This window comes from Alicyclobacillus pomorum DSM 14955, from assembly GCF_000472905.1.
Classification (GTDB): domain Bacteria; phylum Bacillota; class Bacilli; order Alicyclobacillales; family Alicyclobacillaceae; genus Alicyclobacillus_A; species Alicyclobacillus_A pomorum.
Genome location: NZ_AXAR01000005.1, coordinates 59,351 through 84,715 on the forward strand (window position 1 = coordinate 59,351; position 25,365 = coordinate 84,715).

Here is a 25,365-nt window from a genome sequence, read left to right on the forward strand (position 1 = left end):
GAAAGGTGGAATTTCCGTGAACCATCTATCGACAGACACGTTCGTCTCGTTCGTCGAAGCCTATGCGAACCGCTTGGTGGAGATGAGAGATGTTTTGAACAACCTGGATAACCGTATTGGAGATGGGGACCACGGCACCAACATGGCGCGAGGATTTTCCGCAGCTGTAGACAAATTGAAGTCCACCCCGCCGCCCGACGTCGCTGTCGGATGTCAGCTCGTGGCCATGACGTTGCTGGGGAGCGTCGGCGGGGCCTCCGGTCCCTTGTACAGCACGGTTTTCATGAAGCTCATGGCCGAATGGAAAGGGCTCACAGAGGTCAACAGGGTCCAGTTGCAACAGGGGTTGCAGGCGGCGCTTGACGGACTCATCGCGCGCGGCAAGGCCAGTGTTGGGGATAAGACCATGGTCGATCTATGGACGCCTGTCGTGCGACGTCTCGCTGAAACCGAGTCCGTGTGGGACGGGGCGGACCTCATGGCTGTCGTCAAGGAAGCAGTCCTTGGAACAAAAGACATGATTGCAAAAAAGGGGCGCGCTGCTTACCTTGGCGCTCGTAGTCAAGGCACGTGTGATCCCGGAAGCCTTTCCAGTGCTTTGTTCTTTGAAGAACTGTTTGCAGCAGTCTTGCCGAAGGGAGCCGAGCGAATACAGTGGCACACGTTAGCATTGTAGTTGTCTCGCATAGCGCAAAGCTGGGGCAAGGCCTCATTGAGTTGCTAAAGCAGTTGGCTGGCGGTTCTTCCATACATATTGTCAGCGCCTCGGGCTTGGGAGATGAGCTCGGTACGGATGCGACGCTTGTGCTGCGAACCTTGGAAGACTGTCCCGCAGATAGTGACATTGTCGTCTTGTTTGACCTTGGAAGTGCCCTGTTGAGCTGCGAAATGGCAGTTGAGATGCTTCCGGAAGGATGCCGTCAGCGCGTGCACATTGTGGATGCACCGCTGGTTGAAGGCGCTATTGCGGCTGCGGTCGAGGCCAGTATCGGAGGTACTGTTGACCAAGTCATTCGCCGAGCCGTGGAAGCGAAACAACTGGCCAAGGTGAATCACTGAGGTGCGTTACGGCGGCAAATGACGAAAGACGGCACCCTCTCTGGGTGCCGTCCGTGTTGATGGCTCAAGCGATTTGCAAATCGCTGGGGTGATGTAAAAGTATATGCCCTACGAGTGTCGGTCACCAAGCATACGCTTCTGGCGCAGGTTTCCCGGGGCCTGGAAAGATTTCATTGAGTCGCTGCATCACGTCGTCCGTCAGCTTGACTTCGAATACCCGCAAGCTGTCTTCCAATTGCTTGACCGTGCGCGGCCCGATGATGGGTGCCGTTACCGCTGGGTTGGCCAGTAGCCAAGCCAGAGCAATCGTATCCTGGGGCTCGCCCAATTCCTGGGCCAACTTCGAAAAGGCCTCCAACTGCGGGCGGTACTTCTCGACTTCACGGTGTGCGCGGGCACTTCGGGCTCCGCCGCCCGTCAGAGCATTTCGACCCAACAAACCGCCATACAACGGGCTCCAAGGGATGACGCCGAGCCCGTGCGCCTGGGCGGATGGCAACACTTCCAACTCCGCCTCGCGCCGTAACAGGTTGTACAGGTGTTGCTCCGATACGAGGCCGAGGAAATGCCGTTCCTTTGCCGCTGCCTGGGCTACTGCGATATGCCATCCAGCAAAGTTGCTAGACCCGACATAGCCGATTTTCCCCTGGTAAACCGCGACCTCGAAGGCCTCCCACAATTCATCCCACGGGGCGTTCCGGTCTACGTGGTGCATTTGGTAGAGCTCAATATGGTCCGTCTGCAAGCGCCGCAGTGACCCTTCCAGATGTCTGCGAATTTTGTAGGCTGACAAGCCTTCCCCATTGTTCGGTCCATCCAAAGGATCTTCCATGGAATTGTGGACTTTGGTTGCGAGCACGACCTTTTCGCGACGGCCGCCGCCAAGTTTGAACCAGCGACCGATAATTTCTTCCGTCCATCCGCGATGGCCTTCGCCACCGTACACGTTCGCCGTGTCAAAGAAGTTGATGCCCGCATCGAGTGCCGCATCCATGATGCGATAGGCTTCTTTTTCTTCGGTTTCCGGTCCAAAGTTCATGGTGCCCAGACACAGTCGGCTCACCTTTAGACCTGTTCTGCCTAAATAGGTAAACTCCATCTGTAACACCTCTCACCGCAGGATGGTATCGCGCGTTGGGTCAGCGCGCGTCTCTTTTTATTATGTGGAGAATTCGGCGACAGATCAAAGGAACGCCTCGTTGTTCGAAGTGCGGCATGCGCAGCGGTTCTCTCGAGCCGATTACCGCTTCTCTTCGAACAATCGCAAGTATTCGCCGTATCCTTCTCGCTCCATGTCTTCTTTCGGAATGAAGCGCAGTGCAGCGGAGTTGATACAGTAGCGGAGCCCTCCTGCTTCCAGCGGCCCATCGTCGAAGACGTGCCCTAAATGGGAATCCGCTGTTTTGCTTCGCACTTCCGTCCGTACCATGCCGTGGCTGTAGTCGGGCTTTGCCAGAATGCGCTGCTTGTCAATTGGCTTTGTGAAACTCGGCCAACCGCACCCGGCGTCGTACTTATCCAACGAGCAAAAGAGGGGCTCTCCGGATACGACGTCGACGTAGATGCCATCCCTGTGATTGTCCCAGTACTCGTTGTGGAACGGGGGCTCCGTCGCGTTGTTCTGCGTGACCTCGTACTGCAGTGGCGTGAGCTTCTGCTTCAGTTCTTCCTTATCCAACGCGTGGTCTCCTTTCTTATCGCACAGCGGCCATTGGCGATGTGCACTTCAGTGTGAACGGCCTTTGGGTAAGCCAAACGCTTCTGCCACGAGTTCAAACGAGCGCTGTCGATGTTCAAACTGAGCCGTGTTCGTGACAATCATCACCTCATCGGTGTGATAGGCACGGGCAAGCTCTTCAATCTGCTGTTTCACCGTCGACGGACTGCCTACAATCATACGCTTGCGGTTCTCACGTACCAAGGCCAGCTCGTACTTACTGTAGGGGTACGACAGAGCCATCTCAATGGTCGGGATACCGTCTCGCCTTTGTCCGTTGGCGAGCATGACCAGGGCCAAATCCAGGCTCGAAGCAATGCGATCCGCCTCTGCGTCTGTGTCTGCACAAATCACGAAGATGGCTACACTCGCCTTTGGCTTGTCGTATAGCACAGACGGCTTGAATCGGCGTTGATACGCCTCCACTGCCTCGACACCGCCGTCGCCGTTGATAAAATGGGCAAACATGTAGGCTGTTCCCTTGTCTGCAGCCGTGATGGCGCTGAAGTCACTGGAGCCAAGTAGCCACATCTCCGGCACGGTATCTACCACGGGGGCAGCCGTCAATCCAGCAAAGCGATGGTCAGCAGGGAGGGTGTCCGTCAAATACGCCATCAGGTCTTCAACTTGTTGGGCATAGTCGGGTTCCCGAAGTTTTCCCTCTTGTAACGCCATGGTGGATCTCGGCATTCCCCCAGGGGCTCGCCCGAGTCCAACGTCAATTCGGTTTGGGTACAACGCTTCTAACATACGAAAGTTTTCGGCAACCTTGTAGGCACTGTAGTGAGGCAGCATCACGCCACCCGAGCCTACCCGGATGGTGTTTGTCTTCGCTGCAAGGTGGGTGATCAGGATCTCCGGTGTGGATCCCGCCAACGCCGACGAATCGTGGTGTTCCGAAACCCAAAAACGGTGATAACCCAGGCGTTCTGCCAGTTGTGCGATTTGGACGGTTTGCAACAGCGCCGCTCGCGCGTTACTCCCATGTGCGATAGGGGATTGGTCAAGAACACTGAGTTTCATTTGGTCACCTGCTTCCAGTCAGTCCTGAAGACGTCGAGCCTAGTCTGTGAACTTTCCGTTCCGGTAGTCTTCAAACGCTTGTTTGATTTCTTCCATCGTATTCATGACAAACGGTCCGTACGCGGCAACTGGCTCTCGTAACGGCCGACCCGCATAGAGGAGTGCACGGAGCTTCTCGGTGCTTTGAATGACCACCTCGCTGCGGGGGCTTCCGTTCGCAGATCCCAGCCACAGTACGTGTCCCTTTTGACCTGCGACTCGGTTGGCTCCAAACGTTCCTTTCCCCTCGAGAACATAGATAAACCCGTTGTAATCACCTGGGAGATCCTGAGAAACCGTCGCCCCAGGCTCCAAGTTCACCTCGACCATGGTGACCGGTACGTAATTTTGCGTGGGGGCGTGGGTTCCCGCCGAAGATCCCGAAAAGACGCGAATGAGCGCGCCCTCTTCTCGACGTACAGGCATGTCCTTGGCACGTAGATTTTGATATCGTGGCTCCGTCATTTTGTGCTCGCGCGGCAGGTTCACCCAAAGTTGCAGACTATGCACCGTCTCGCCTGCGGCGGGGTCCTCCTTGTGAATCACGCCGTGACCGGCAGTCATCCACTGAACATCGCCTGGAAGTAACTCTCCTTCTCCAGCCTTGTTGTCGTAGTGCTTCAGCCGTCCTTCAATCACGTATGTGACCGTTTCAATGCCTCGGTGTGGATGAACATCAAATGTTCCCTGTTGAAACCAATCCTCTGCGAGAAATAGGAACGGATCGTAGTCTGACCAATTTCCAGGTTCAAGAATCATGGCGGCTGTGTGAATGGAGCTTTGTTTCTGCGGTATTGCCGTCCAAACCCGTTCGATGTCCCGTTGCACGGTTTGTTGGCTCATCATAGAACCATCCTTCTCTCTGTGTGTACGTGAGTTGGCACAATGCTTCATTATTCTTGCTATTATAACTTAGTATCTAAAAATAAGTAAGAGACAGTTGCGTACCTTGTCTGTCCCGCTTTGGACACATCCACTGCCCTTCGTGTATCATGGGGTGTTGCCACCCATCAATCCAACGGGTGTACATACGAGTCCCAACACGAGGTGGAATGTATATCATGTCAACGGTGGAGCACGGTATCGTCGTCACTGAAACGGAAGAGGAGAAAACCTTACGTCTGAAGCTGGAAGAGAAAGTCTTGCGTTACTTCCAAAATAAAGAGATTGCAAAAGAGCGAAATGAGGAAAACAAGCTCTTGTTTGAAGAACTTGAGGCATTGTTTGAGGAGAGCGGAGAAGAGGAGATTGTCATCCCATTGCCGAACGGGGAAAACGCTGTGTTGTCTCCCCAAATCCGAGAAAAAGAAGTTCTAGACAAAGAAGCGTTGGCTGATGAAATGCAAGTGCCGAAAGATGAACTGAAAACCCCTTTTGACTTCTCCATGTTCACGGCGCAAGGAAAGCTGACGCCGGCTATGATTACGAAGCACACAACGATTGAGCGGGAAGTCAAAATGAAAATCACAAAGCGCAAAGCGACGAGCAAACGCCGACGCGCCAAACGATAACGTCGGATTCCCCATGCAAAGCTGCTGTTTTGGAATCAACGAGTCTAGCCAATCATTCGGAAGAGGAAGGGGCCAGCAGCCCCCTCCTCTTTTTGCTCTTTGAGTCGGGTGTTCGAGAAGGTAGAAAGCATTGATCGTCTATGGATTTGAGGAATCCCGTTGACGGCAATCCAGAGGCAGGTCAATAATGGGATTGAGTCGTCGTGAAACCTCCTTTGAACCAGGAAGCGAGTTTGCATCGGTTTGAGATGAAACGTAGTTTCATATATGAATTCACTGAGGGTTGTCTCGGTACCTCATGGTGAAATCTTGATGCCGATGCATTGAAAACGCTTTCTTCAAATGGATGGGAGCCGGAGCGCATGCTCGGAGGATGCAGTTGTTCATTGACCCAGTTTTAAACCAGGAAGGAGACAGTGGTGTGCTCGATTTCTCTTTAAGTCAGGAACAGTTGGAACTTCAGGACTTGGTGCGTAAGTTCGCGAAATCTGAGATACTTCCATACATTCGGCAATGGGACGAGGATCACCATTTTGAATTAGGCGTCGTCAAGAAACTGGCGTCGCTCGGACTGATGGGCGTCTGTATCCCGGAACAATACGGTGGAGCGGGAATGGACTACAATGCACTGGCCATTGTCTGTGAGGAACTGGAATACGCAGACACGGCCTATCGTACGGCAGTGTCCGTGCACACAGGATTGAACAGCATGACGTTGCTGCAGTGGGGGACAGAGGAGCAGAAGCAAAAGTATCTGGTACCTCAGGCAAAAGGAGAACAACTTGCGGCGTTTGCTTTAACCGAACCCGATGCCGGTTCGGACGCTGGGGCCTTGCGGACTCGCGCCGTGCGGGATGGGGACAGTTATATCCTAAATGGATCGAAAATTTGGATTTCTATGGCGGACTACGCCGATAACCTGCTTGTTTTTGCGACGGTGGATGCGGACAAGGGACACAGGGGTATCACTGCCTTCATTGTTGAACGATCTTTCCCTGGCGTGACCACGAGGCCCATCAAGGGCAAACTGGGCATACATGGCGGAGACACGGGGGAAGTCATCCTCGAAGATGTTCGAGTTCCGGCGGGGAATCGGCTCGGTGAAGAGGGAGAAGGGTTCAAGATTGCGATGTCGGCGCTGGACAACGGACGTTTTACGGTGGGGGCTGGAGCTGTTGGGCTGACGCGGGCTTGCCTCGATGCGTCTGTGGAATACGCACACACGCGCAAGACGTTCGGCGTCGAAATTGGGCGGCATCAACTCGTGCAACAGATGATTGCCAATATGGAAGCTGGACTGCAGAGTTCGCAATTGTTGGTCTACCGCGCGGGCTGGTTGAAGAACCAAGGGGTGAGAAACACGCGTGAGACGTCATTGGCGAAGTGGATTGCGTGCGACGTCGCATTTCGCAGTGCCTGCGACGCGGTACAGATTCACGGTGCGTACGGCTATTCCAACGAGTATCCGGTGGAGCGGTTTTTGCGCAACGCAAAAGCGCTGGTCATCTACGAAGGAACGCGCGAGATCCACACGGTCATGCAGGCGGAATATGCGTTGGGGTACCGTATCGACAAGCCGCTGAATCGGATGCTGCCGGCGTGGGAGGGATAATTGTACATCGAGGAAACAACAAAGACCGCCAGTCCCTTGCGACGGCGGTCTTGTTGGAGTGCTCTGCACACTACATCGTTATTTTTCTGTCTTTGCAGCCGCACTTCTACGTTCGGAGGCTACGTCGACCAACGCTTGGACGTAACGAAGCGCATACTGTACGGTTGGATCCTTCAGCAGTCTCAGCAAACCGAACATTCCAATGTACTGGTTGCTGCGCTCTGCGCGTTGTTTTGCCTCTTGCAGCATGGATGTAAGGTCGGAAGCCTTTCCTTGCAGTGGCTTCACCTTTTCGAGGACAACCTCCTCGAGACCACCCATCAAATCTGGGTCGGAGATGGCTTCGCGAGCCGCCTCAACGCCTTTACCTGCCAATACCAAGAGAGGAGCAAACTTCGGAAGTTGTTCCAGAACGTCAATGAGGGCCTTTTGAACGTCGGCTCGCATGAGAAGTTCAGTGACATCAACAGTTGGTTTGTCCAACGTCGTCGTTTCCGGCATAGCATACACGCCCTTCCAAGCAAGTATCCTCAAGTAGGATACCACAATTAGAAGCGAAATACGCAATGGAAACATGTTGTGAAATGCACTCACAAATCTGATGTGAGACGACTGTAGATTTCGGACGACGCGCTGTGCTATACTCGTTTTAGAATTAGATTTAGTCTAATTCATCATGAGCGAAGGGGAGTGCGTAGAGAATGCCATTGGTCGGACAACCAGCTCCGGATTTTGACATGCTTTCGACCAAGAATTTGAAAACGTTGGAGGAACGCGTCAAGCTGAGCGATTACCGTGGCAAGTGGTTGGTCATGTTCTTTTACCCTGCAGATTTCACATTTGTTTGCCCAACTGAAATTATCGCCATGAATGATCGGCTCGCAGAATTTAAAGACCTAGATGCAGAAGTGCTGGGTGTCAGTTGCGACAGCGTCCACAGTCACAAAGCTTGGATTGAAACTCCGAGAGAGAAAAACGGCTTAGGTGGTCTCGACTATCCACTCGCTGCTGACTTCACGAAGGAAGTTGCGCGGAAATACGATGTGCTCGTCGAGAGCGAGGGCCAAGCGCTGCGCGGGCTGTTCATTATTGATCCCGAAGGTGTTCTGCGCTATCAGGTGGTGCACGACATGAACATTGGTCGCAGCGTGGATGAAACGCTGCGCGTGTTGGAGGCTCTCCAGGCTGGCGGCCTCTGTCCTGCGAACTGGAAGCCAGGTCAAAAGTTGCTCGAGGTATGAGCAAGCGTTCAACCTGACAAACAGCGGCGTCGTCTCACCGCGGTGTGAGATGCCGCTGTTTCTTCATTCCCATGACATGACATCACGTGGTAGATGGAATATCGAAATCTAGCGGAATTTTTCAAATCGCTCAGTTATGAGATAATTGGTATATATTCTTGGCTATTGGAAAGCAATGGTCGTGTTTGCGAGGAGAGGGAGTATGAACAAACGTAGTCATCATGAAGAGCGAATTCTCGATTCATTCCAAAATGAAACCTTGGTAATACATGCCGACGATGCGGTGACCAATGACAGAACGGTGGCTCCAGCGATTTATTACTCAGCTACATTCCGTGCACACAATGCCACTGAATTCGCGGACATGGCGAAAACGCCTCACCATCCTCAGTATTACACGCGTTACGGCAATCCAGTGCATGAGCGCGTAGAGAAAGTGATGGCTGAGCTTGAAGGAACCGAAACCGCCCTGGTCACTGGGTCAGGGATGGGGGCCATTTCTACGACCCTTCTCGCGTTGGTCAGCGCAGGTGACCATGTGATTGCACAGACGCGGCATTATATGAGTACCGCCAAGATCATGGACGAGATGCTGCCGCGATTTGGTGTCGAAGTGACATTAGTCGAGCAAGCTGACGTCACAGCCTTTGCCGAAGCGATTCGGCCCAACACAAAGCTCATCATGTTGGAGACACCAGCCAATCCAACGCTGGTGGTGACTGATATCGCCGCCGTGGCGGAGATGGCCCGCTCGCGCGGCATCATCGTCGTGGTTGACAACACGTTTGCGTCGCCCATCAACCAGCGTCCCCATGATCTAGGTGCCGATGTCATTGTTCACAGTGCAACGAAATACTTGGGCGGTCACCACGACTTGACGGCTGGCGTCATCTGCACCAGCGAGGCGCTGGCCGAGCGGATTTGGCACACGCACATCTCCATTGGCGCGGTTCTCTCGCCGATGGACGCGTGGTTGCTATTGCGAGGTCTGCGTACGCTTCCAATTCGGATGGAGCGAATCAATGCCAATGCCCTCGCCTTGGCTGAATTTCTGGAGGCGCAGCCGCAAGTCGAGCGGGTGTATTACCCCGGTCTTGCGAGCCATCCGCAACACGAGTTAGCAAAACGCCAGATGCGCGGTTTTGGCGCGGTGATTGCGTTTGCCATCAAAGGTGGTTATGAGGAGACGGAGCGTTTCGTTTCTGCCCTGAAATTGCCACCAAACGCTGTCAGTCTGGGCGGGGTCGATTCGCTCGTGGTACACACAGCAGCGATGTGGGGAGGCGTGATGACCGAGGAGCAAATGCGGACCGCTGGGATTCCGACCAATTTTGTGCGCTACTCGGTCGGCCTCGAGCATATCGAAGATCTCAAAGCGGATCTGTTGCAAGCGCTGCAGGTGGTTTGAGCGTTCACAACGAGAAAATGTATCAGTGCTCCTCTTGCACAAATCGTCTTGACAGATTCGTTCTCATGACAACAAGCGGCGTCGCACCAAAGGTGTGATAGGCCGCTTTTTCATCCTTCGCATTTTCCATTGAAGATGTATTGCGTTATCCGTTACGAATTGATACACTCATTAGGCATCAAACATGACTAATTTAGTCAACATTTATGCATGAGCGCAGGAGATGTAGTAAGCTTGTCATGTTCACCGATTGACGAAATAGAACTGGAACTGCGTTCTCTCGTCAAGAGGGAATCGACATTGCGACGCCACTTGCAACACGACTGATTGTGACCCCGTGAAATGCAAGGGAACGAATAGACAAGGAGATGTAAAGAATCAATGTCCAGAAGAACCGGACCCAAGCACAAATTATGTCGAACTGTGGGAGTGGCACTGTGTGGATCACCCAAGTGCCCTGTTCATAAACGTCCTTATCCTCCGGGGCAACACGGCCCGAACAAGCGCGTGAAGCGCAGTGAATACGGAACGCAGCTCTTGGAGAAACAGAAGTTGCGTTACATCTACGGCGTACAGGAAAAGCAGTTCCGCCGTTATTACGAAGAAGCCGCCCGACGCCCCGGCGTCACGGGTGACAACCTACTGCAATTGCTGGAAACTCGCTTGGACAACCTCGTCTACCGGCTGGGTTTTGCACCGACGTTGGACGCAGCACGGCAGTTGGTGAATCACGGACACGTGCAGGTCAACGGCCACCGAGTGGATATCGCCTCCTATCACGTGAAGCCGGGAGACGTCATCGGGCTGTCCGAACGCGGATATCAAATGCCGGTCGTGCAAACCAGCATGGAAAACAAGTCGTCGTTCGAGCCGTACTTGTCATTTGACGCGTCGTCGAAGACAGGGCGTCTGGAACGCTACCCGACCCGGGATGAGATTCCGGTTCCTGTCAACGAAACGCTGGTTGTGGAATTCTACTCGCGCTAACAGCCCATTCCACCAGCAGACCATACGCTGTCAGCGTCAACAAAAGCTGCCGAGCGCATTTCCTCGGCAGCTTTTGTCATATCCGGCAAGCGTCGCATCCTGTCATTTGGATGACTGGTTACCGATACGCAAAAAATGTAACCAGGAGGCGTGCATGTATGTGCACCGTTAAACCAATGTATGGGAGGCGATGGCAAATGCGGTGGTGGACATCCGTGACCCGGGTGTTATACGTGGTGGTGATGGCATTTTGGGCTCTGGGATTCAATGCAAAGCCGGTGCAGGCGAGTGTATTGCAGGGGGGGCCTTATGAGATTCGGATTGACACGAATCATCCCGAACTCAAGTTGTATGCACGGGGGCATCTCTACCGCACGTACCCTGTGGCGCTCGGAAAGCTGGATACGCAAACCCCTGTCGGCTCCTGGCGGATTGTTGACAAACAGAAGGAATGGGGTTCTGGGTTCGGTTCTCGTTGGCTAGGTCTCAATGTGCCTTGGGGGACCTACGGGATTCACGGCACCAACCGTCCACGGTCCATCGGCCAGTACGCCAGCCATGGATGCATTCGGATGTACAACGCCGACGTGGAACAGTTGTACGACCTGGTGCCGTTCGGAACGCCGGTCATCATCACTGGGGATCCTCTGAAGCACCAGAGAACGCTGGAGTTCGGGGACATCGGCGCAGATGTTCAATGGGTACAGCAGCGGCTCCGACACGCCGGATACTTTCGCGGGGATTGTAACGGCCGGTTTGAGCAAAGCACGCAGTTTGCGCTCCTGTTCTACCAGTTGTCGCGCGGATTGCCGATGGATGGAGAGGTGGGGCCGGACGATTACCAAGCACTCGGATTGGCTTCCAGCGAGAAACACTATCATTTGTAAATCGCTCATCGTAAAAAACTTCACTCGGCCTTTGTACACCCTTCACATAACCTTCACGGGATATATACACAAGCCTCGTATACTCGGATTGCGAGAATCAAGAATCCGAAGGATACGGAGGGGACTATTGATGAATCGACGGTTTCACAAGCCGATGGCTGTGTTGGCCAGTGTGGCAGGACTCGGATCAGTCATTGCTGCAGGCGTGCCGGTATGGGCTTCTGCGAAGCCATTTTCCAGCAGTCACAAGACGGTCGTCGTTGCACCGAACTCGCCAGACTCGAAGACGACGACGCCGATTAAACACCTGGTCGTCATTTTCCAGGAGAACGTCTCGTTTGACCACTACTTTGGAACGTATCCGAAAGCGGCCAATCCTGCCGGCGAGCCGAAGTTCACTGCGGCTCCGAACACCCCAAGCGTCAATGGGCTGAACGGACCGTTGCTGACCAACAATCCCAATGGAGTCAATCCCCAACGGCTCGACCGTTCGCAGGCCGTCACGGCGGATATGGATCACGGATACACGGACGAGCAAAAAGCGTATGACGGTGGACTGGTCGACCAGTTTGTCAAGGAAGGCGGCCGCGGGCAGAGTCTCGTGATGGATTACTACGACGGCAACACGGTCACTGCCATGTGGAACTACGCGCAACACGGCGCTTTGAACGACAACTCATTTGGCACCGTATTTGGTCCGTCCACCCCTGGTGCGCTCAACCTGATCTCTGGACAGACGCATGGAGCGTTGATGTACTCCGACAACGTCGACAAGAATGGTACGTTGATTCCCAATGCGTCCGTGTCGGGCGAAGTAGGCAACGGGACTGTCTACGGAGATCCAGACCCCTACTACGACAAGACCTCCAAAGGCAAGACCGTGGCGATGACGGGCACCAATGTTGGCGACCTGCTCAACAAGAAGGGGATCACGTGGGGCTGGTTCGAAGGCGGCTTCCACAATGCTTCGGAGCAACACAAGAACATCGCGGGCGGCGCGTCGACCGACTACATTCCGCACCACGAACCCTTCCAATACTACAAGTCGACGGCAAACCCAGAACACCTTCCGCCATCCTCGGCGAAGGCCATTGGCCACACAGATCAAGCCAACCACCAGTACGATTTGACCGACTTCTGGACGGCTGCAGACAGTGGCAACTTGCCCGCCGTGAGTTTCCTGAAGGCCCCGGCTTACCAGGATGGGCATGCTGGTTATTCCGATCCGCTCGACGAGCAGACCTTCCTGGTCAACACCATAAACCATCTGCAACAGCTGCCCACGTGGAGCAGCACAGCTGTGGTCATCTGCTACGACGACTCGGACGGCTGGTATGACCACGTCATGCCACCGATTGTAAATCCCTCGAACGACCCGAACGCGGATGCGCTCGATGGTCAAGGGAAGGCAGGCACGCCGAAGTCTGGCGCGTATTTGGATAGGTTGGGATATGGTCCGCGCTTGCCGCTGCTCGTCATATCGCCGTATGCTAAGAAGAACTACGTGGACAGCACGCTGACCGACCAATCTTCCGTGCTGCGCTTCATTGAGGACAATTGGAACCTCGGCCGAATCGGAGACCAATCGTTTGATGCCATCGCCGGTACGCTCGACAACATGTTTGATTTCTCACAGAAACCAGATACCAAGCCGCTGTTCCTGAACCCATCCACGGGTGAACCGGAAAGCAAGAAGGACGCAGAGGCACAGGTAGCGTCGTATTTGAAGGCCCTGTACGCGGACGCAGGGGTACCGCTTCCAAAGCACTGAGATGAGACGCATCATCCAATGGTGACGTTTTCCCACAATGAATAAGTCCATGACACACCGCTGCCCACACAACGTTGGCAGCGGTGTTGCTGTTCATCCGTTCCCTACGACGGCTGAGCGTCACGCAAAGACAATCGTTTTGTTGTTATGGACGAGAATCCTATCTTCCAGGTGCCATTTCACCGCACGTGCCAGTACGACCCGTTCAATGTGGCGACCAATGCGCTTTAAGTCCTTCACATCCATCCGGTGGTTTACGCGTTGCACGTCCTGTTCAATGATTGGGCCCTCGTCCAGTTCCTCCGTGACGTAGTGAGCGGTTGCTCCAATGAGCTTGACGCCGCGGCGATACGCCTGTTGATACGGATTGTTGCCGATAAACGCGGGCAAGAACGAGTGATGGATGTTGATGATTTGGTTCGGTCGGTGCTGCACAAACTGGGGAGAGAGAATTTGCATGTACCGGGCCAGCACGATGACATCCGCACACTCGTCCACAAGTGCGATTTGCTGTCGTTCCACGTCGGCCTTGGAGTCTGGTGTCACTGGCGTGTGGTAAAAGGGAATGTGAGCTGCCGCAGCGATGTCTGCCGCGTCTGGATGGTTGCTGACAATGGCCGTGATGTCTGCGTGCAGCTCGCCCATTTGCCATTGCCAGAGCAGTTCGTTCAGGCAATGAAGCTCCTTGGAGACGAAGATGGCCACACGTTTTTTCACACTTGCCAGCGTGAATTCACATGTCATGTGAAAGGACTTTGCCAATGGTTCAAATCCGAATTGCAATTCCTGAAAGCGGTGGGGCAAGTCCTCGAGGTCAAACTCCACACGCATGAAAAACAGCCCGGTATCCGGGTGCGTACTGTACTGATCCGATTGAACGATGTTTGCTCCTTTGTCATACAAATACTGGGAAACAGTTGCTACAATACCAGGGCGGTCCGGGCAGACAATGCGCAAGCGCCCCCGGTTGTCGTTCGGGTCATGATGTTCCGTGGACGATTTCGATGATATGGAGTGATGACTGGTCATGATGGGTATGGACTCCTCCTCTAGTGTGACGCAATCTGGGGCATCGGCCGTGATTTTCCTCATCGTACACGGGAAATGTGCTGTTTGTCTATCGTTATAACGCGTGCGGATGTAGGACATCCTAAACGCGAAGCAGGAAGGAGGAACATGATGAGCTGGATGGGAACCATCATTCGTTTCGTTGTTTCCGCATTGATTTTGATGTTTGTGGGCTTCCTCGTGCCCGGATTCGCCATTGCGAACTTTTGGACTGCCATCATGGCAGCCATTGTGATTGCACTTCTGGGCTGGGCCGTTGAAGCCATGATGGGCCGCCGCGTCAACCGCATGGGCAGAGGGGTTGTCGGATTCATTGCGACTGCGGTGGTCATCTACGTGACTTCCTGGATTGTTCCAGGAATGCGAGTCACCATCTTGGGGGCTTTGCTGGCAGCGTTGGTCGTGGGTATCATCGACCTGTTCATTCCTGTCGACATCGGAGTGAATCGACGCGAGGCCTAACACCCCAGTGTGAACAAAAGCGTCCACGTAGAACGGTGGACGCAATAGGAATTCGAAGGGCATGATGGCAGCCATCATGCCCTTTGTTATGTACTTCGCATTCCGCGACAGGCACCCTGTTACACATCGGTTTCGCATAGAAACCAAAATCACAACGTATGTTGTATTGATCAATGTAACATTGTTATGTTACATTGTTGCTTGCAGGAGGTGCCACTGTGATGGAGCAGGACTTAATCTCCAAGAAGGAGCTGCTGGAACTGACAGGCATATCCTATGGGCAGTTGTATCGCTGGAAGCGGAAAAACCTGATTCCGGAAGAGTGGTTTATTCGTAAATCCACGTTTACGGGCCAGGAGACGTTTTTTCCGAAAGAAAAAATCCTCGCTCGGATTCACCAGATTAAGAATATGAAGGAAGACTTGTCTCTGGATGAGCTCGCAGACATGTTTTCGCCAAATCCTTCTGAAATCGCCGTACGATACAAAGATGTAGTGGAACGAAACATTGTTTCAAAAATCGCGTTGGATCTGTATCAGGAGGGTCGTGGTGACATCAAGGAATTCCCTTTTGAGAACCTGCTTTACGTCTACGTACTAGACGCCGCGTTGCAGTCGGGAGAAATCAGTTTGGACGAAGGGAAGATCTTGTTGCAAACATTGGAGGAGCACTACGCCAAGTTTCAACACCGGAACTGCGAACTGATGCTCATTCGGAAACTCGGTATCGCCACTTGCCTGCTGGTCTCGACGCCAAACGAAGTCCACGTCGAGCGGGGGGCCCGCGTTGTCGTTCGGCTTCACATGCCGACGTACGTAGAACAGTTGAAGATGAAACTAGCTTGAGGAGGAAATGAGCATGGAACACAAGGCGAGACATGATCTAAGCCTGTCTGGCGTTGGTTCGGCGTCTGGTGGCACGTACCACGACGTGAGAATCAACGGCGTCGGCAAGGTGCACGGGGACTTGGAGTGTGTCCATTGCCGGGTGGACGGCGTCGCTGATATCTACGGCAACGTCAAAGCCACGACCGTCCAGATTCGAGGAAGGGCCCGCGTACAAGGCAGCGTTTCTGGGGATGAAGTCAGACTCGAAGGTGACACGACGATTGACGGCAATTGTGAAGCAGAGACCTTTCACGCAGCGGGGGCGTTTCGCGTCGACGGGCTCGTCAATGCAGATCAAGTGTCCATTCGATTGCACGGATCGGCCAAAGTCAAAGAAATTGGCGGAGAACATATCCGCGTTGTGAAGCACCACAAATTTGGGCTGTTTAGCCGCTTCAAGAAGTTGACTGCAGAGACCATCGAAGGTGATGACGTTCACCTGGAGTTTACCAAGGCCGACGTCGTGCGTGGAAATCGCGTCACAATCGGTCCGGGGTGCGAGATTGAATGCGTCGAGTATCGCACGGATTTTCAACAGGCTCCGGAAGCGCGAGTCACAGAAAGCCGGAAGTTGTGAAAACGGGGGTGTTCTCTGTGGAGAAACAGACGAGGCGAGACCTCAAAATGAGCGGTACCGGGACATCGTCCGGGGGCGTATTTGACAAGGTGAACATCCTCGGGGAATGCGATATTGACGGGGACATCGAGTGCGACAAGTTCAAGGCCATGGGTACGGCGAATGTTCGCGGCAACATGAGAGCTGGTAGCGTTCGCATCGTTGGCACAGTCGACGTGGACGGCAAACTGGAGGCAGAACAGGTAAAAGTCACGGGTGAACTCAATGTAAAGGGAGATTGCAGTGCCGAATCCATTCACCTTCGCGGCGCCTTTTCTATTGACGGACTGCTCAATGCAGGTACGGTGGATATCCGGTTGTACGGTCCAGCGAACGCCAAGGAAATCGGCGGCGGCTTCATTCGAGTCAGGCCACATTTAAGGATGTTTTCCGGAGGCAAGGAGCTGTCCGTGGATACCGTGGAAGGCGATGACATCCATCTGGAATACACCACGGCGAAGGTGGTTCGCGGCAACACAGTTTATATCGGGCCTGGTTGTGACATTGCCTTGGTTGAATTTCAAAAGGAATTCAAGCAGTATCCGAAAGCGAAGGTTACGGAATCGAACAAAGTGTGATATGGTCAGGCGAGTGACCGCCGTCTGCGGAAAGAGAGGAGATGAAAATCGATGAATGGTCAGCAGACACGCCTTGGGTGGATCATCACGGGACTCTTACTTGGTATTTTTGTATCGGCGATGGACAATACGATTGTCTCGACGGCCATGGGTACCATCGTCGCACAACTCGGTGGTCTCGACAAATTTGTCTGGGTCACATCGGCCTACATGGTCACGGAAATGGCGGGGATGCCGATTTTCGGCAAGCTTTCCGACATGTATGGGCGAAAGCGGTTTTTCATGTTCGGGGTGGTTGTGTTCCTGCTCGGATCTGCGCTTTGCGGGACCGCTCACAACATCGTACAGCTCGCAATCTACCGGGCCATCCAAGGTCTCGGTGGCGGCGCCTTGGCACCCATTGCGTTCACGATTATATTTGACGTAGTTCCGCCGGACAGGGCAGGGAAGTTCTCCGGTATGTTTGGCGCCGTGTTCGGCATGTCCAGCATCATCGGTCCTCTGCTCGGCTCTTACATCACGGATCACATCAATTGGCGCTGGGTGTTCTACATCAACTTACCGATTGGCATTGTCGCGTTCTTCATCATCTTATTGTGCTACCACGAGTCTCGGCGCCATATGAAGCAGAGCATCGACTGGCTCGGAGCAGCCACCCTCGTGCCGGCCATCGTGTGCCTGATGTTCGGCCTGGAGTTTGGGGGCAACAAGTACGCGTGGAACTCGTTCCCGATTATCAGCTTGTTTACTGCGGCTGCCGTGCTGTTTGCTGCTTTCCTTTACATCGAGACGAAGGCGGCAGATCCCATTGTCTCCTACAGTATGTTTCGCAAGCGTCTGTTTGCCGGTAGCATCTGGGTCGGACTGTTTTCCAGTGCCGCCTTTATTATCGCTGTCGTGTACATCCCGATTTACGTGCAAGGCGTGCTCGGAGGGTCAGCAACAAACTCTGGATTGATTCTGCTTCCGATGATGCTCGGCAGTTCCGTGTCTGCGCCACTCGGCGGAAACCTGGTCAGCAAAATGGGCTATCGCAAAATTATGTTTGTGTCCTGTATGGTCTTTGCAGTGGGCATCTATCTGCTCAGCACATTGACCGCGGATACGTCGCGATGGATGCTGACGCTGTACATGGTGCTGGTGGGACTCGGCATTGGCCCATCGTTTTCCGTGCTGGGGATGGCGGGGATGCACCATTTTGATGAGCGTCAACGGGGCGCTGCGGGTGCTACACAGTCCTTCATTCGGGAACTCGGGATGACCGTTGGCATCACCGTATTCGGCATCATGCAGCGAAACTTGTTCACGCACGATTTGAAAACTGCTTTCGGAGGCATGTCGCAGGTCGTTCAGCGCTGGCAAGGGGCCGATCCGCACGCGATGCTGTCACCGGAGACACGCACCCAAATTCCTCCCTTCATCCTCGACAAATTGAAGGTCGCGTTGGCTTCTTCCATTGCGCATACCTTCGCATGGACGATGATTCTTGCCGTCCTCGCCCTGCTGTTTGTGTTCTGGTTGAGCAAGGAACGGTGGGAGGGATTTCGTCAATCCTCTCAAGCCCCCGTGCACGACTAACGATTCAGCCCTGTCCACATCGAATCCCACAGACCGGCGAGTCCCAGCGGACTTCGCCGGTCTCGTTGTGTTCTTCACGAATGACCCACCTCAAAGTACCGCCAACAGCAGACAGACCAACGTCAAGAACAAAAACAGAAATGTCACGTGGCGGCTATCGTAGGTTGTTGTGCGGGCTGTCGCTTCCTCCGCAGGTAAGACCACGTCGGTCATGGACAGCGTCGCGCCACCCTCGGATACCAAGGCTTCATCACCGAATGCACGCAGTTCACTGGGCTCTTGCATGTTTTCGACTCGCTCCTTTTTCACAGACTCAATCGAACAATCACAGTATGCGCCACCTCTCTCGCGTTCTTTCACAAATTAGACAAAAACCTGTGCTCGTATCACCACCTGTGAAACCACGCGCGCATGAGAATCTGCCATCTTGCGCAATATAGGGCGTGGAAAAAGGTGGCTTTGGGTGGTTGAATGCGATTCAATACCGAAGGTTCGAACGATGGCACGTTGGAGGGACATCAGGATGCCGAAATCTGCGAACAAAGGGCTTCCGAAGGTTTACTGGATCACGGTTGTATGCATTCTAGCGCTCGTGGTGCTTGGCGCCATCTTGTGGTGGTACGACGCCTACGTCATTCGGTCGTAGTTTCCATGAGGCGGGATACCTTGCTTTCATGACAGCGCGATGTACTCAGTATCAGGGGAAATCGGAGGATGTGACAATGAAGACGAAGCGCCGCAATACGCGCAATCTGCGAATTGGTATCTCCATTCTCGTCTTAGTGGCCATTTTGATTGTACTGTGGGAGTTTCGCGTGTATCACCTGTTTTCGGCACATTAAATGCTCGTCACGTTGGAGCGGTCTACTTATGCAATTGTGTTCGTCTGTTTTCACACTAGGTTTTCTGAAGGATACGCCGGATCCAAGTGAGGTGGATGTGATGAACAAGCAAGTCCTGAGAAGACCAACGACGAATCGAAGCCGTGCGGTTTGGAGATGCGGGACGCTACTGATGTTGATACCTCTGCTCGCCACCGGATGCAGCCCTCAGGTGGTGATGCTTCACCCGGTCGGTCCTGTCGGCCGCATCGAGGAACGTCTGATTATCCTGTCGATTGTACTGGTGACCATCGTCATCGTTCCGGTGTTTGTGTTGCTCTGGTATATCGTCCGGCGATACCGAGACGTTCCTGGGAATGATGCGCCCTATCGACCTGAATTTTCCGAAAGTAGGACGCTTGAGATCGTTTGGTGGGGTGTGCCCATCTTGATTATTGGGATTCTCGCGGTTTTTACCGCGCGGGATACATTCGCACTGACTAAACCACCCGAAAGGTCGGCACCACCGCTGACAGTTCAAGTGACGTCGCTCGACTGGAAGTGGCTGTTCCAGTACCCGGGTCAGAAGATTGCCACAGTGAATTACTGCTACATACCGACCAATCGGCCTATCCAATTCATTCTGACAGCGAATGCGCCGATGAACTCCTTTTGGGTTCCGCAGTTAGGTGGGCAGGAGTACACCATGCCAGGCATGGCGATGCAATTGTGGCTACAGGCAGATAAGCCCGGCGTCTACCACGGGCGGGGGGCGCAGTTTACTGGAAAGGGATTTGCTCACATGACGTTTGATGTGACAGCGACCTCGCAGGCGCAGTTTGATGCATGGGCCAAACAGATTCAGAAGACGGCTCCAGCCTTGACGGAAGCTGGGTATACCAACCTTGCCCATCCAGGTCTCGTCGGGAAAATGTCGTTCTCATCCTATCCGCCGAACATTTTTCACGACGTCATCATGAAAGAAGGCGGGATGTACATGAAACACGATAAGGCCGTCCTCGAAGGCGAAAAATAAATTTCTCGGTGGAAAGAGGGAAGAGTATGGCTTTGCCTGGATACGTAGGGAACGCACCAACGTCTTTCTTCGTCACGGGCGATCCCATGATCTACGCGTCGGATGTGCTGATTGTGTTGACGGTGATTGGGATTGTGTTTGTGCTGACGTACTACAAGAAATGGGGATGGCTGTGGCGGGAGTGGCTGACCACGGTCGACCACAAAAAGATTGGGATTATGTATTTGATTGCGGCCTTACTCATGCTGTTCCGGGGTGGCACGGATGCGGTATTGATGCGAACGCAATTGGCGTTGCCCAATATGCATTTCCTGGAGGCCGAACACTACGACCAGATCTTCACTACGCACGGTACCATCATGATTTTGTTCATGGCCATGCCACTCGTCTTCGCTATGATGAACATCGCTGTACCGCTCCAAATTGGTGCGCGAGATGTGGCGTTTCCTTATCTGAATGCCATTAGTTTCTGGTTGTTTTTCTTCGGGGCGCTGTTACTGAATCTGTCGTTCGTGATTGGCGGATCTCCGGATGGAGGCTGGACGAGTTACCCTCCGCTGGTAGAAAACCCAACTGACCCTGGGCCAGGCGAGAACTTTTATTTACTCGCGTTGCAGATTTCCGGAATCGGCAGTATGGCCACGGGGATCAACTTCCTGGTCACCATTCTCAAGATGCGGGCACCGGGGATGACCCTGATGCGCATGCCGCTGTTTTGCTGGTCCATCTTAGCGACGTCCATTCTCATTATCTTTTCGTTCCCAGCGTTGACCATTGCGCTCGCGCTCGTACTGATTGACCGCCTGTTTGACGCGCACTTCTTCACAATGCTACAAGGTGGCAACCCGATGATGTACATCAACTTGTTCTGGGTTTGGGGACACCCCGAAGTGTACATTGTCGTACTGCCCGCGTTCGGCATTTTTTCTGAAGTGATTGCCACATTTTCACGTAAACGGACGTTCGGGTATTCATCGATGGTGGCCTCCATGTTGGCCATCGCCGTCATCAGCTACCTGGTTTGGTTGCACCACTTTTTCACCATGGGTGCCGGGCCTGGCGTCAACACATTTTTCGCGATATCGACGATGTGCGTGGGCATCCCGACCGGCGTGAAAGTGTTTAACTGGCTGTTTACGATGTATCAAGGCCGAATACGCATGACTGTGCCGATGTTGTGGTCCATCGGGTTTATTCCAACCTTTGCAATTGGCGGCGCAACGGGTGTCATGCTCGCGGTGGCTCCCGCCGATTATCAGTACCACAACAGCTACTTCCTGATTGCGCACTTCCACCAGACTCTTATTGGCGGCGTGGTGTACGGCATGTTCGCAGGGCTGTATTACTGGTGGCCGAAAATGTTCGGATTTATCTTGAACGAGAGGATTGGCCGCTGGGCGTTCTGGTTCTTCAACATCGGTTTCTACGTGTGTTTCTTGCCACAGTATCAACTTGGTTTTATGGGGATGACGCGCCGCATTTACGTCTATCCGGCTGGTATGGGGTGGACGGCGCTCAATCTGATTTCGACCATTGGCGCGTACCTCATGGCCGTCGGTTTCGTCCTGATTGTCGTCGACATTCTGTACAGCATTCGCTACGGTGAACGGGATGTGACGGGAGACCCTTGGGACGGGCGGACGTTGGAGTGGTCTTTGCCGTCGCCAGCGCCGCACTACAACTTCGCCCGCATCCCCACCGTCACAGCGCGCGATGCTTGGTGGGTGATGAAGGGGGAGAGAAAACGAGGAGAAGTGAAACGCGAACTGGAGCCGCTGGAACCGATTCACATGCCGAACAACTCGGGCCGGCCTTTCATCCTCTCCGTGCTCTTCTTCCTGGGGGGCTTTGGACTCGTGTTTGAATGGTACTGGCTCGCCATTCCCAGCGGCATTGGCGTGATGGTGTGCTTACTGTTGAGGTCCTTGGAGTACAACATGGATCACTACATTCCAGTGAGCGAAATCAAGCGGACCGAAGCTGCGTTGGGGAGGTCGTAGACAGTGTCATTGGCGCACGAGGAAGTTCTTTCTCACCCTGATCACGATATTCCGTTGGAGTACTCGACGGAAGACGGGGTTCTGAAGATTTTTGGGTTCTGGATTTTCCTGGCGACTGACTTGATTTTGTTCGCTTGTTTGTTCAGCATGTACCAAATTTTACACTTGAACACGGCCGGCGGTCCGACGGAGCAAGACCTGTACAATGTTCCGGAATTTATGGCGGAAACGTTAATCCTGCTGGTCAGCAGTTTCACGTGCGGATTGGCGACGCTGGAAATGCGCAAGGGTCACCGAGGCGCGCTGATGGCGTGGCTGATTGTGACCGTGTTGCTCGGCCTGTCGTTTATCTTCCTCGAAGTCCGCGAGTTTGTGGACTACGTGGGGCGCGGTGCCACGATGCAGCGAAGCGCGTTTTTGTCGTCGTTCTTCACACTGGTCGGTACGCACGGCTGTCACGTTTCGCTCGGCATCTTGTGGATGCTGTCCATTTTGTATCAATTGGGACGACGTGGCATTCAGGCCATCACAGCGCGCAAGGTGTTCATTGTCGGGCTCTACTGGCACTTCCTTGACGTCGTGTGGGTGTTTATCTTCACAGTTGTCTACTTGCAAGGGGTGATGCATTAACATGTCGTCCATCCATCACGAAGAGATGAAAGGCTATCACGGCGCCGAGCGGGGATTCCCGTGGAGGCACGTGATGGGCCTGGTCGTGTCGATTGTACTCACTTTGCTTGCACTCTGGGTCGTGCAGGCGCACGCCCTGTCACACGCCATGCTGCTGGCCGTCATCCTGGTCTTGGCGGTGCTGCAAATTGTGGTGCAGCTGGCGTTCTTCATGCACTTTACGGAAAGCGCTGGGCCAAGGTATCACGTTTCCGCGTTGGCACTTGGGTTTGTGTTTACGTTCTGCATCGTCGCCGGATCCATCTGGATTATGACGTTTGGCGGCACGCAGCCGTACTGACGACCATGGCTTGGACTGGATGAACTCCAATTTGCATCGCAATTTCATGGGGTCACACCGCGGGTCATGCGGAGGTGACCCTTCGGCCGTGGATAAACCTTCTGGACGTGTTGCGTGTGCGAGGACGAACGCGGAAGGTTGTGCTGGGCCCTCCACATTTCCTTCACACACAGTCCATCCCGAGTCCACAGTCTATTGTTACAGTAGGAATGTGATAACATAGGTACATGCTCTTCCACACTGGCCAGCGTTGACCATGTCGTGACAAGAGTATGAATCTGATTGATTCGAGAGGGGTACAGTTTTGGGAGACACGGAAAAAGGGAAGTCTGGCAATTTGACGACAAAACAAGACGTGGCAGATGCAGTGAAGCGCCCCGCCCAGGTGTGGTCCTGGCTGCTTGGCGCGGTCGGAGGTGCTGTCATTGTGGGGGCCGTTTGGGCAACCGTTGCACATGTGCAGTCGAAGCCTGTTGTGATTGCGAAAGTTGGAAACAACACGATTGATCAGGACGCCTTTTACAGCAAATTGGAGGCCAACTCCGGATTGCAAATGTTGGAACAGATGATTACGACGCAATTGATCAAGGACGGCGCGGCAAAGTACCATATTACGGCGACGCAGGACGACATCAACAAAGCCACGCAACAGTTTGAATCCCAGTATGGGGTGAGCAGCCCGGATCAGCTCAATGTGATGCTGGCACAGTACCACATGACGATGAGCGATTTTCAAGACATCATGAAGACGCAAGTGCTCGAGCAGAAACTCGCTGTCAAGGATGTCAAAGTGACCGATAAGGACATTCAGGACTTCTACAACGCGCACAAGGCGAACTACACCAAGCCTGGTTCGAAGACGCCTCAGCCGCTGAGTGCCGTGCGCAACCAGGTGATAAACGATTACAAACAATCGAAGGCCGTTCCGTCAACTCAGCTGATAGCCAACCTCGCCAAGGAAGACCCCATCACGATTCTCGATCCGAAATACACCAGCATCAAAACGATGTTAGAAAGTCCTGCTTCAGCGCAGTAAATGACTCCATCAGGCCGTCGACCCAAGTCTGGGTTGACGGTCTTGCTCTTGTGAGTCGGTGTGGTCATCTCTGGGGCAGCAAGGAGGTTCAAGCATGAAAGCTGTGTACATCCAAAACTATGGCGGCAGAGACCAACTGATGTACGGCGATTTGCCAAAGCCGGAAGTCGGAGACAACGATGTCTTGATTGAAGTGCACGCTGCGTCCGTGAATCCAGTGGACTGGAAGATTCGCGAGGGGTACCTGCAGAAATTCCTGACTTACGAATTCCCGCTCATTTTGGGCTGGGACGTCGCGGGCGTGGTTGCTGCAGTGGGCGCAAAAGTAACGCGGTTCCGAGTTGGAGACGAGGTGTTCTCGCGCCCGGCCATCGAGCGAAACGGCAGTTACGCCGAATACATCGCCGTTGACGAGCGCCTCGTCGCACGAAAGCCAAAGAACCTCTCTTTTGAAGAATCTGCTGCGGTACCATTGGCTGGACTGACTGCCTGGGAAGCGATGGTAGAGATTGCCGATGTGAAACCGGGACAGAAGGTATTGGTGCACGCGGGGGCAGGAGGCGTTGGCATCTATGCGATACAACTGGCAAAGGCCTTTGGGGCACATGTGGCAACCACGGTCAGTCAGCGGAATGTCGAGTTTGTTCGGACACTGGGCGCCGACGAAGTGATAGATTACAATGCACGGGATTTTTCAAAAGAGTTGTCTGGATACGACGTCGTGTTTGACACCATGGGTGGGGACGTACAGGAAAAAAGCTTTCAGGTATTGAAAAAGGATGGGCTTCTCGTGTCCATCGTTTCGCAGCCGAATGCAGAGAAAGCGAAGCAACTTGGGGTTCGTTTGGCGTATTTCTTCCTACAGCCGGACGGGGAGAAGTTGGCGAAGCTCGGTCAGTTAATTGAACGTGGCCTGGTTCGGCCGGTGGTTGGTGCAGTGTTTCCACTGCAGGACGCAGCGAAGGCCCACGAACTGAGTGAAAGCCATCATGCGCGAGGTAAAATCGTACTCTCCATTCGATGAAAACATGGCAAGAGGCCGCCGTGGCGAAGCGCCG

Annotated in this window: 28 protein-coding genes; 21 read left to right on the top strand and 7 right to left on the bottom strand. The window is 53.8% G+C overall.

Annotated elements, in window-relative coordinates; genetic code table 11:
• Nucleotides 1–16 precede the first annotated feature (16 nt).
• Nucleotides 17–676, top strand: coding sequence for a dihydroxyacetone kinase subunit DhaL (dhaL, locus tag YWK_RS18650; protein WP_035466282.1), 660 nt, complete (start codon nucleotides 17–19; stop codon nucleotides 674–676).
• Nucleotides 655–1,059: a dihydroxyacetone kinase phosphoryl donor subunit DhaM gene (gene dhaM, locus YWK_RS0106535; RefSeq protein ID WP_026964296.1), complete on the top strand. Its 405-nt coding sequence runs from the start codon at nucleotides 655–657 to the stop codon at nucleotides 1,057–1,059. Before dhaL ends, dhaM begins: the two co-directional genes overlap by 22 nt.
• A gap of 121 nt (nucleotides 1,060–1,180) precedes the next feature.
• On the opposite strand, the gene YWK_RS0106540 is transcribed toward dhaM, so the two are convergent.
• The 4 genes from YWK_RS0106540 to YWK_RS0106555 all read right to left on the bottom strand — a co-directional run bounded on the left by YWK_RS0106540 (nucleotide 1,181) and on the right by YWK_RS0106555 (nucleotide 4,684).
• Complete coding sequence (locus tag YWK_RS0106540; RefSeq protein WP_026964165.1) at nucleotides 1,181–2,158, bottom strand: aldo/keto reductase; 978 nt, start codon at nucleotides 2,156–2,158, stop codon at nucleotides 1,181–1,183.
• Nucleotides 2,159–2,299: 141 nt separating this feature from the next.
• Nucleotides 2,300–2,737: a peptide-methionine (R)-S-oxide reductase MsrB gene (gene msrB, locus YWK_RS0106545; protein WP_026964166.1), complete on the bottom strand. Its 438-nt coding sequence runs from the start codon at nucleotides 2,735–2,737 to the stop codon at nucleotides 2,300–2,302.
• 48 nt (nucleotides 2,738–2,785) lie between these two features.
• Nucleotides 2,786–3,799 carry an LLM class flavin-dependent oxidoreductase gene (locus tag YWK_RS0106550; RefSeq protein WP_026964167.1) on the bottom strand — a complete coding sequence of 338 codons (1,014 nt, stop codon included), beginning with the start codon at nucleotides 3,797–3,799 and terminating at the stop codon, nucleotides 2,786–2,788.
• 39 nt (nucleotides 3,800–3,838) lie between these two features.
• The gene (locus tag YWK_RS0106555; protein ID WP_026964168.1) at nucleotides 3,839–4,684 is read right to left on the bottom strand and encodes a pirin family protein; all 846 of its coding nucleotides are present in this window, start codon (nucleotides 4,682–4,684) and stop codon (nucleotides 3,839–3,841) included.
• A 215-nt stretch (nucleotides 4,685–4,899) separates the two neighbouring features.
• On the opposite strand from YWK_RS0106555, the gene YWK_RS0106560 reads away from it, so the two are divergent.
• Complete coding sequence (locus YWK_RS0106560; protein WP_026964169.1) at nucleotides 4,900–5,349, top strand: hypothetical protein; 450 nt, start codon at nucleotides 4,900–4,902, stop codon at nucleotides 5,347–5,349.
• Nucleotides 5,350–5,722: 373 nt separating this feature from the next.
• Nucleotides 5,723–6,961: an acyl-CoA dehydrogenase family protein gene (locus tag YWK_RS0106565; RefSeq protein ID WP_051375267.1), complete on the top strand. Its 1,239-nt coding sequence runs from the start codon at nucleotides 5,723–5,725 to the stop codon at nucleotides 6,959–6,961.
• A gap of 78 nt (nucleotides 6,962–7,039) precedes the next feature.
• Here the strand turns inward: YWK_RS0106565 and YWK_RS0106570 are convergent, their stop codons facing one another.
• The gene (locus tag YWK_RS0106570; protein WP_026964171.1) at nucleotides 7,040–7,462 is read right to left on the bottom strand and encodes a DUF1641 domain-containing protein; all 423 of its coding nucleotides are present in this window, start codon (nucleotides 7,460–7,462) and stop codon (nucleotides 7,040–7,042) included.
• A 200-nt stretch (nucleotides 7,463–7,662) separates the two neighbouring features.
• On the opposite strand from YWK_RS0106570, the gene YWK_RS0106575 reads away from it, so the two are divergent.
• The 5 genes from YWK_RS0106575 (at nucleotide 7,663) to YWK_RS18655 (ending at nucleotide 13,255) form a co-directional block, all read left to right on the top strand.
• Nucleotides 7,663–8,202 (top strand): peroxiredoxin, encoded by a 540-nt coding sequence (locus tag YWK_RS0106575; RefSeq protein ID WP_026964172.1) that lies wholly within the window; start codon nucleotides 7,663–7,665, stop codon nucleotides 8,200–8,202.
• A 202-nt stretch (nucleotides 8,203–8,404) separates the two neighbouring features.
• On the top strand, nucleotides 8,405–9,610 hold the full coding sequence (locus tag YWK_RS0106580; RefSeq protein WP_026964173.1) for a trans-sulfuration enzyme family protein: 1,206 nt from the start codon (nucleotides 8,405–8,407) through the stop codon (nucleotides 9,608–9,610).
• A 381-nt stretch (nucleotides 9,611–9,991) separates the two neighbouring features.
• Nucleotides 9,992–10,597: a 30S ribosomal protein S4 gene (rpsD, locus tag YWK_RS0106585; protein WP_026964174.1), complete on the top strand. Its 606-nt coding sequence runs from the start codon at nucleotides 9,992–9,994 to the stop codon at nucleotides 10,595–10,597.
• Between the two features lie 197 nt (nucleotides 10,598–10,794).
• On the top strand, nucleotides 10,795–11,484 hold the full coding sequence (locus YWK_RS0106590; RefSeq protein WP_026964175.1) for a L,D-transpeptidase family protein: 690 nt from the start codon (nucleotides 10,795–10,797) through the stop codon (nucleotides 11,482–11,484).
• 130 nt (nucleotides 11,485–11,614) lie between these two features.
• Nucleotides 11,615–13,255 (top strand): phospholipase C, encoded by a 1,641-nt coding sequence (locus YWK_RS18655; protein WP_051375268.1) that lies wholly within the window; start codon nucleotides 11,615–11,617, stop codon nucleotides 13,253–13,255.
• A gap of 120 nt (nucleotides 13,256–13,375) precedes the next feature.
• Here the strand turns inward: YWK_RS18655 and purU are convergent, their stop codons facing one another.
• The gene (purU, locus tag YWK_RS0106600) at nucleotides 13,376–14,284 is read right to left on the bottom strand and encodes a formyltetrahydrofolate deformylase (protein WP_026964176.1); all 909 of its coding nucleotides are present in this window, start codon (nucleotides 14,282–14,284) and stop codon (nucleotides 13,376–13,378) included.
• Between the two features lie 150 nt (nucleotides 14,285–14,434).
• Between purU and YWK_RS0106605 the strand changes: the two genes are divergently transcribed.
• From YWK_RS0106605 to YWK_RS0106625, 5 genes are all read left to right on the top strand, one after another.
• Complete coding sequence (locus YWK_RS0106605) at nucleotides 14,435–14,785, top strand: phage holin family protein (protein ID WP_026964177.1); 351 nt, start codon at nucleotides 14,435–14,437, stop codon at nucleotides 14,783–14,785.
• A gap of 221 nt (nucleotides 14,786–15,006) precedes the next feature.
• Nucleotides 15,007–15,630 (top strand): YhbD family protein, encoded by a 624-nt coding sequence (locus YWK_RS0106610; protein WP_026964178.1) that lies wholly within the window; start codon nucleotides 15,007–15,009, stop codon nucleotides 15,628–15,630.
• 13 nt (nucleotides 15,631–15,643) lie between these two features.
• Complete coding sequence (locus YWK_RS0106615; protein ID WP_026964179.1) at nucleotides 15,644–16,249, top strand: polymer-forming cytoskeletal protein; 606 nt, start codon at nucleotides 15,644–15,646, stop codon at nucleotides 16,247–16,249.
• Between the two features lie 17 nt (nucleotides 16,250–16,266).
• Nucleotides 16,267–16,866, top strand: coding sequence for a polymer-forming cytoskeletal protein (locus YWK_RS0106620; protein WP_245578531.1), 600 nt, complete (start codon nucleotides 16,267–16,269; stop codon nucleotides 16,864–16,866).
• Nucleotides 16,867–16,917: 51 nt separating this feature from the next.
• Nucleotides 16,918–18,444 carry an MDR family MFS transporter gene (locus YWK_RS0106625; protein ID WP_026964181.1) on the top strand — a complete coding sequence of 509 codons (1,527 nt, stop codon included), beginning with the start codon at nucleotides 16,918–16,920 and terminating at the stop codon, nucleotides 18,442–18,444.
• A gap of 90 nt (nucleotides 18,445–18,534) precedes the next feature.
• Here YWK_RS0106625 and YWK_RS0106630 read toward each other — a convergent pair whose 3' ends face one another.
• On the bottom strand, nucleotides 18,535–18,729 hold the full coding sequence (locus YWK_RS0106630; protein ID WP_156909058.1) for a hypothetical protein: 195 nt from the start codon (nucleotides 18,727–18,729) through the stop codon (nucleotides 18,535–18,537).
• Nucleotides 18,730–18,967: 238 nt separating this feature from the next.
• Between YWK_RS0106630 and YWK_RS22640 the strand changes: the two genes are divergently transcribed.
• From YWK_RS22640 to YWK_RS0106670, 7 genes are all read left to right on the top strand, one after another.
• Nucleotides 18,968–19,090, top strand: coding sequence for a hypothetical protein (locus tag YWK_RS22640; RefSeq protein ID WP_281172234.1), 123 nt, complete (start codon nucleotides 18,968–18,970; stop codon nucleotides 19,088–19,090).
• Nucleotides 19,091–19,386: 296 nt separating this feature from the next.
• The gene (locus tag YWK_RS18660; protein ID WP_084453546.1) at nucleotides 19,387–20,301 is read left to right on the top strand and encodes a cytochrome c oxidase subunit II; all 915 of its coding nucleotides are present in this window, start codon (nucleotides 19,387–19,389) and stop codon (nucleotides 20,299–20,301) included.
• Nucleotides 20,302–20,327: 26 nt separating this feature from the next.
• Complete coding sequence (gene qoxB / locus YWK_RS0106650; RefSeq protein WP_035466287.1) at nucleotides 20,328–22,301, top strand: cytochrome aa3 quinol oxidase subunit I; 1,974 nt, start codon at nucleotides 20,328–20,330, stop codon at nucleotides 22,299–22,301.
• A 3-nt stretch (nucleotides 22,302–22,304) separates the two neighbouring features.
• On the top strand, nucleotides 22,305–22,931 hold the full coding sequence (gene cyoC, locus YWK_RS0106655) for a cytochrome o ubiquinol oxidase subunit III (RefSeq protein WP_245578532.1): 627 nt from the start codon (nucleotides 22,305–22,307) through the stop codon (nucleotides 22,929–22,931).
• Nucleotide 22,932: 1 nt separating this feature from the next.
• Nucleotides 22,933–23,271 carry a cytochrome o ubiquinol oxidase subunit IV gene (locus YWK_RS0106660; RefSeq protein WP_035466289.1) on the top strand — a complete coding sequence of 113 codons (339 nt, stop codon included), beginning with the start codon at nucleotides 22,933–22,935 and terminating at the stop codon, nucleotides 23,269–23,271.
• Nucleotides 23,272–23,575: 304 nt separating this feature from the next.
• Nucleotides 23,576–24,307 (top strand): peptidylprolyl isomerase, encoded by a 732-nt coding sequence (locus tag YWK_RS0106665; RefSeq protein ID WP_026964186.1) that lies wholly within the window; start codon nucleotides 23,576–23,578, stop codon nucleotides 24,305–24,307.
• Between the two features lie 94 nt (nucleotides 24,308–24,401).
• Complete coding sequence (locus YWK_RS0106670) at nucleotides 24,402–25,331, top strand: NADP-dependent oxidoreductase (RefSeq protein ID WP_026964187.1); 930 nt, start codon at nucleotides 24,402–24,404, stop codon at nucleotides 25,329–25,331.
• The last annotated feature ends 34 nt before the right edge of the window (nucleotides 25,332–25,365 follow it).

Bases quoted from the DNA above. Each gene is read 5' to 3' on its own strand.
- YWK_RS0106540 (WP_026964165.1), bottom strand. From the start codon at position 2,158: ATGGAGTTTACCTATTTAGGCAGAACAGGTCTAAAGGTGAGCCGACTG.
- YWK_RS0106550 (WP_026964167.1), bottom strand. From the start codon at position 3,799: ATGAAACTCAGTGTTCTTGACCAATCCCCTATCGCACATGGGAGTAAC.
- YWK_RS0106555 (WP_026964168.1), bottom strand. From the start codon at position 4,684: ATGATGAGCCAACAAACCGTGCAACGGGACATCGAACGGGTTTGGACG.
- YWK_RS0106560 (WP_026964169.1), top strand. From the start codon at position 4,900: ATGTCAACGGTGGAGCACGGTATCGTCGTCACTGAAACGGAAGAGGAG.
- YWK_RS0106565 (WP_051375267.1), top strand. From the start codon at position 5,723: ATGCAGTTGTTCATTGACCCAGTTTTAAACCAGGAAGGAGACAGTGGT.
- YWK_RS0106570 (WP_026964171.1), bottom strand. From the start codon at position 7,462: ATGCCGGAAACGACGACGTTGGACAAACCAACTGTTGATGTCACTGAA.
- YWK_RS0106575 (WP_026964172.1), top strand. From the start codon at position 7,663: ATGCCATTGGTCGGACAACCAGCTCCGGATTTTGACATGCTTTCGACC.
- YWK_RS0106580 (WP_026964173.1), top strand. From the start codon at position 8,405: ATGAACAAACGTAGTCATCATGAAGAGCGAATTCTCGATTCATTCCAA.
- rpsD (WP_026964174.1), top strand. From the start codon at position 9,992: ATGTCCAGAAGAACCGGACCCAAGCACAAATTATGTCGAACTGTGGGA.
- YWK_RS0106590 (WP_026964175.1), top strand. From the start codon at position 10,795: ATGCGGTGGTGGACATCCGTGACCCGGGTGTTATACGTGGTGGTGATG.
- YWK_RS18655 (WP_051375268.1), top strand. From the start codon at position 11,615: ATGAATCGACGGTTTCACAAGCCGATGGCTGTGTTGGCCAGTGTGGCA.
- purU (WP_026964176.1), bottom strand. From the start codon at position 14,284: ATGACCAGTCATCACTCCATATCATCGAAATCGTCCACGGAACATCAT.
- YWK_RS0106605 (WP_026964177.1), top strand. From the start codon at position 14,435: ATGAGCTGGATGGGAACCATCATTCGTTTCGTTGTTTCCGCATTGATT.
- YWK_RS0106610 (WP_026964178.1), top strand. From the start codon at position 15,007: ATGGAGCAGGACTTAATCTCCAAGAAGGAGCTGCTGGAACTGACAGGC.
- YWK_RS0106615 (WP_026964179.1), top strand. From the start codon at position 15,644: ATGGAACACAAGGCGAGACATGATCTAAGCCTGTCTGGCGTTGGTTCG.
- YWK_RS0106625 (WP_026964181.1), top strand. From the start codon at position 16,918: ATGAATGGTCAGCAGACACGCCTTGGGTGGATCATCACGGGACTCTTA.
- YWK_RS0106630 (WP_156909058.1), bottom strand. From the start codon at position 18,729: ATGCAAGAGCCCAGTGAACTGCGTGCATTCGGTGATGAAGCCTTGGTA.
- YWK_RS22640 (WP_281172234.1), top strand. From the start codon at position 18,968: ATGCCGAAATCTGCGAACAAAGGGCTTCCGAAGGTTTACTGGATCACG.
- YWK_RS18660 (WP_084453546.1), top strand. From the start codon at position 19,387: ATGAACAAGCAAGTCCTGAGAAGACCAACGACGAATCGAAGCCGTGCG.
- qoxB (WP_035466287.1), top strand. From the start codon at position 20,328: ATGGCTTTGCCTGGATACGTAGGGAACGCACCAACGTCTTTCTTCGTC.
- YWK_RS0106660 (WP_035466289.1), top strand. From the start codon at position 22,933: ATGTCGTCCATCCATCACGAAGAGATGAAAGGCTATCACGGCGCCGAG.
- YWK_RS0106670 (WP_026964187.1), top strand. From the start codon at position 24,402: ATGAAAGCTGTGTACATCCAAAACTATGGCGGCAGAGACCAACTGATG.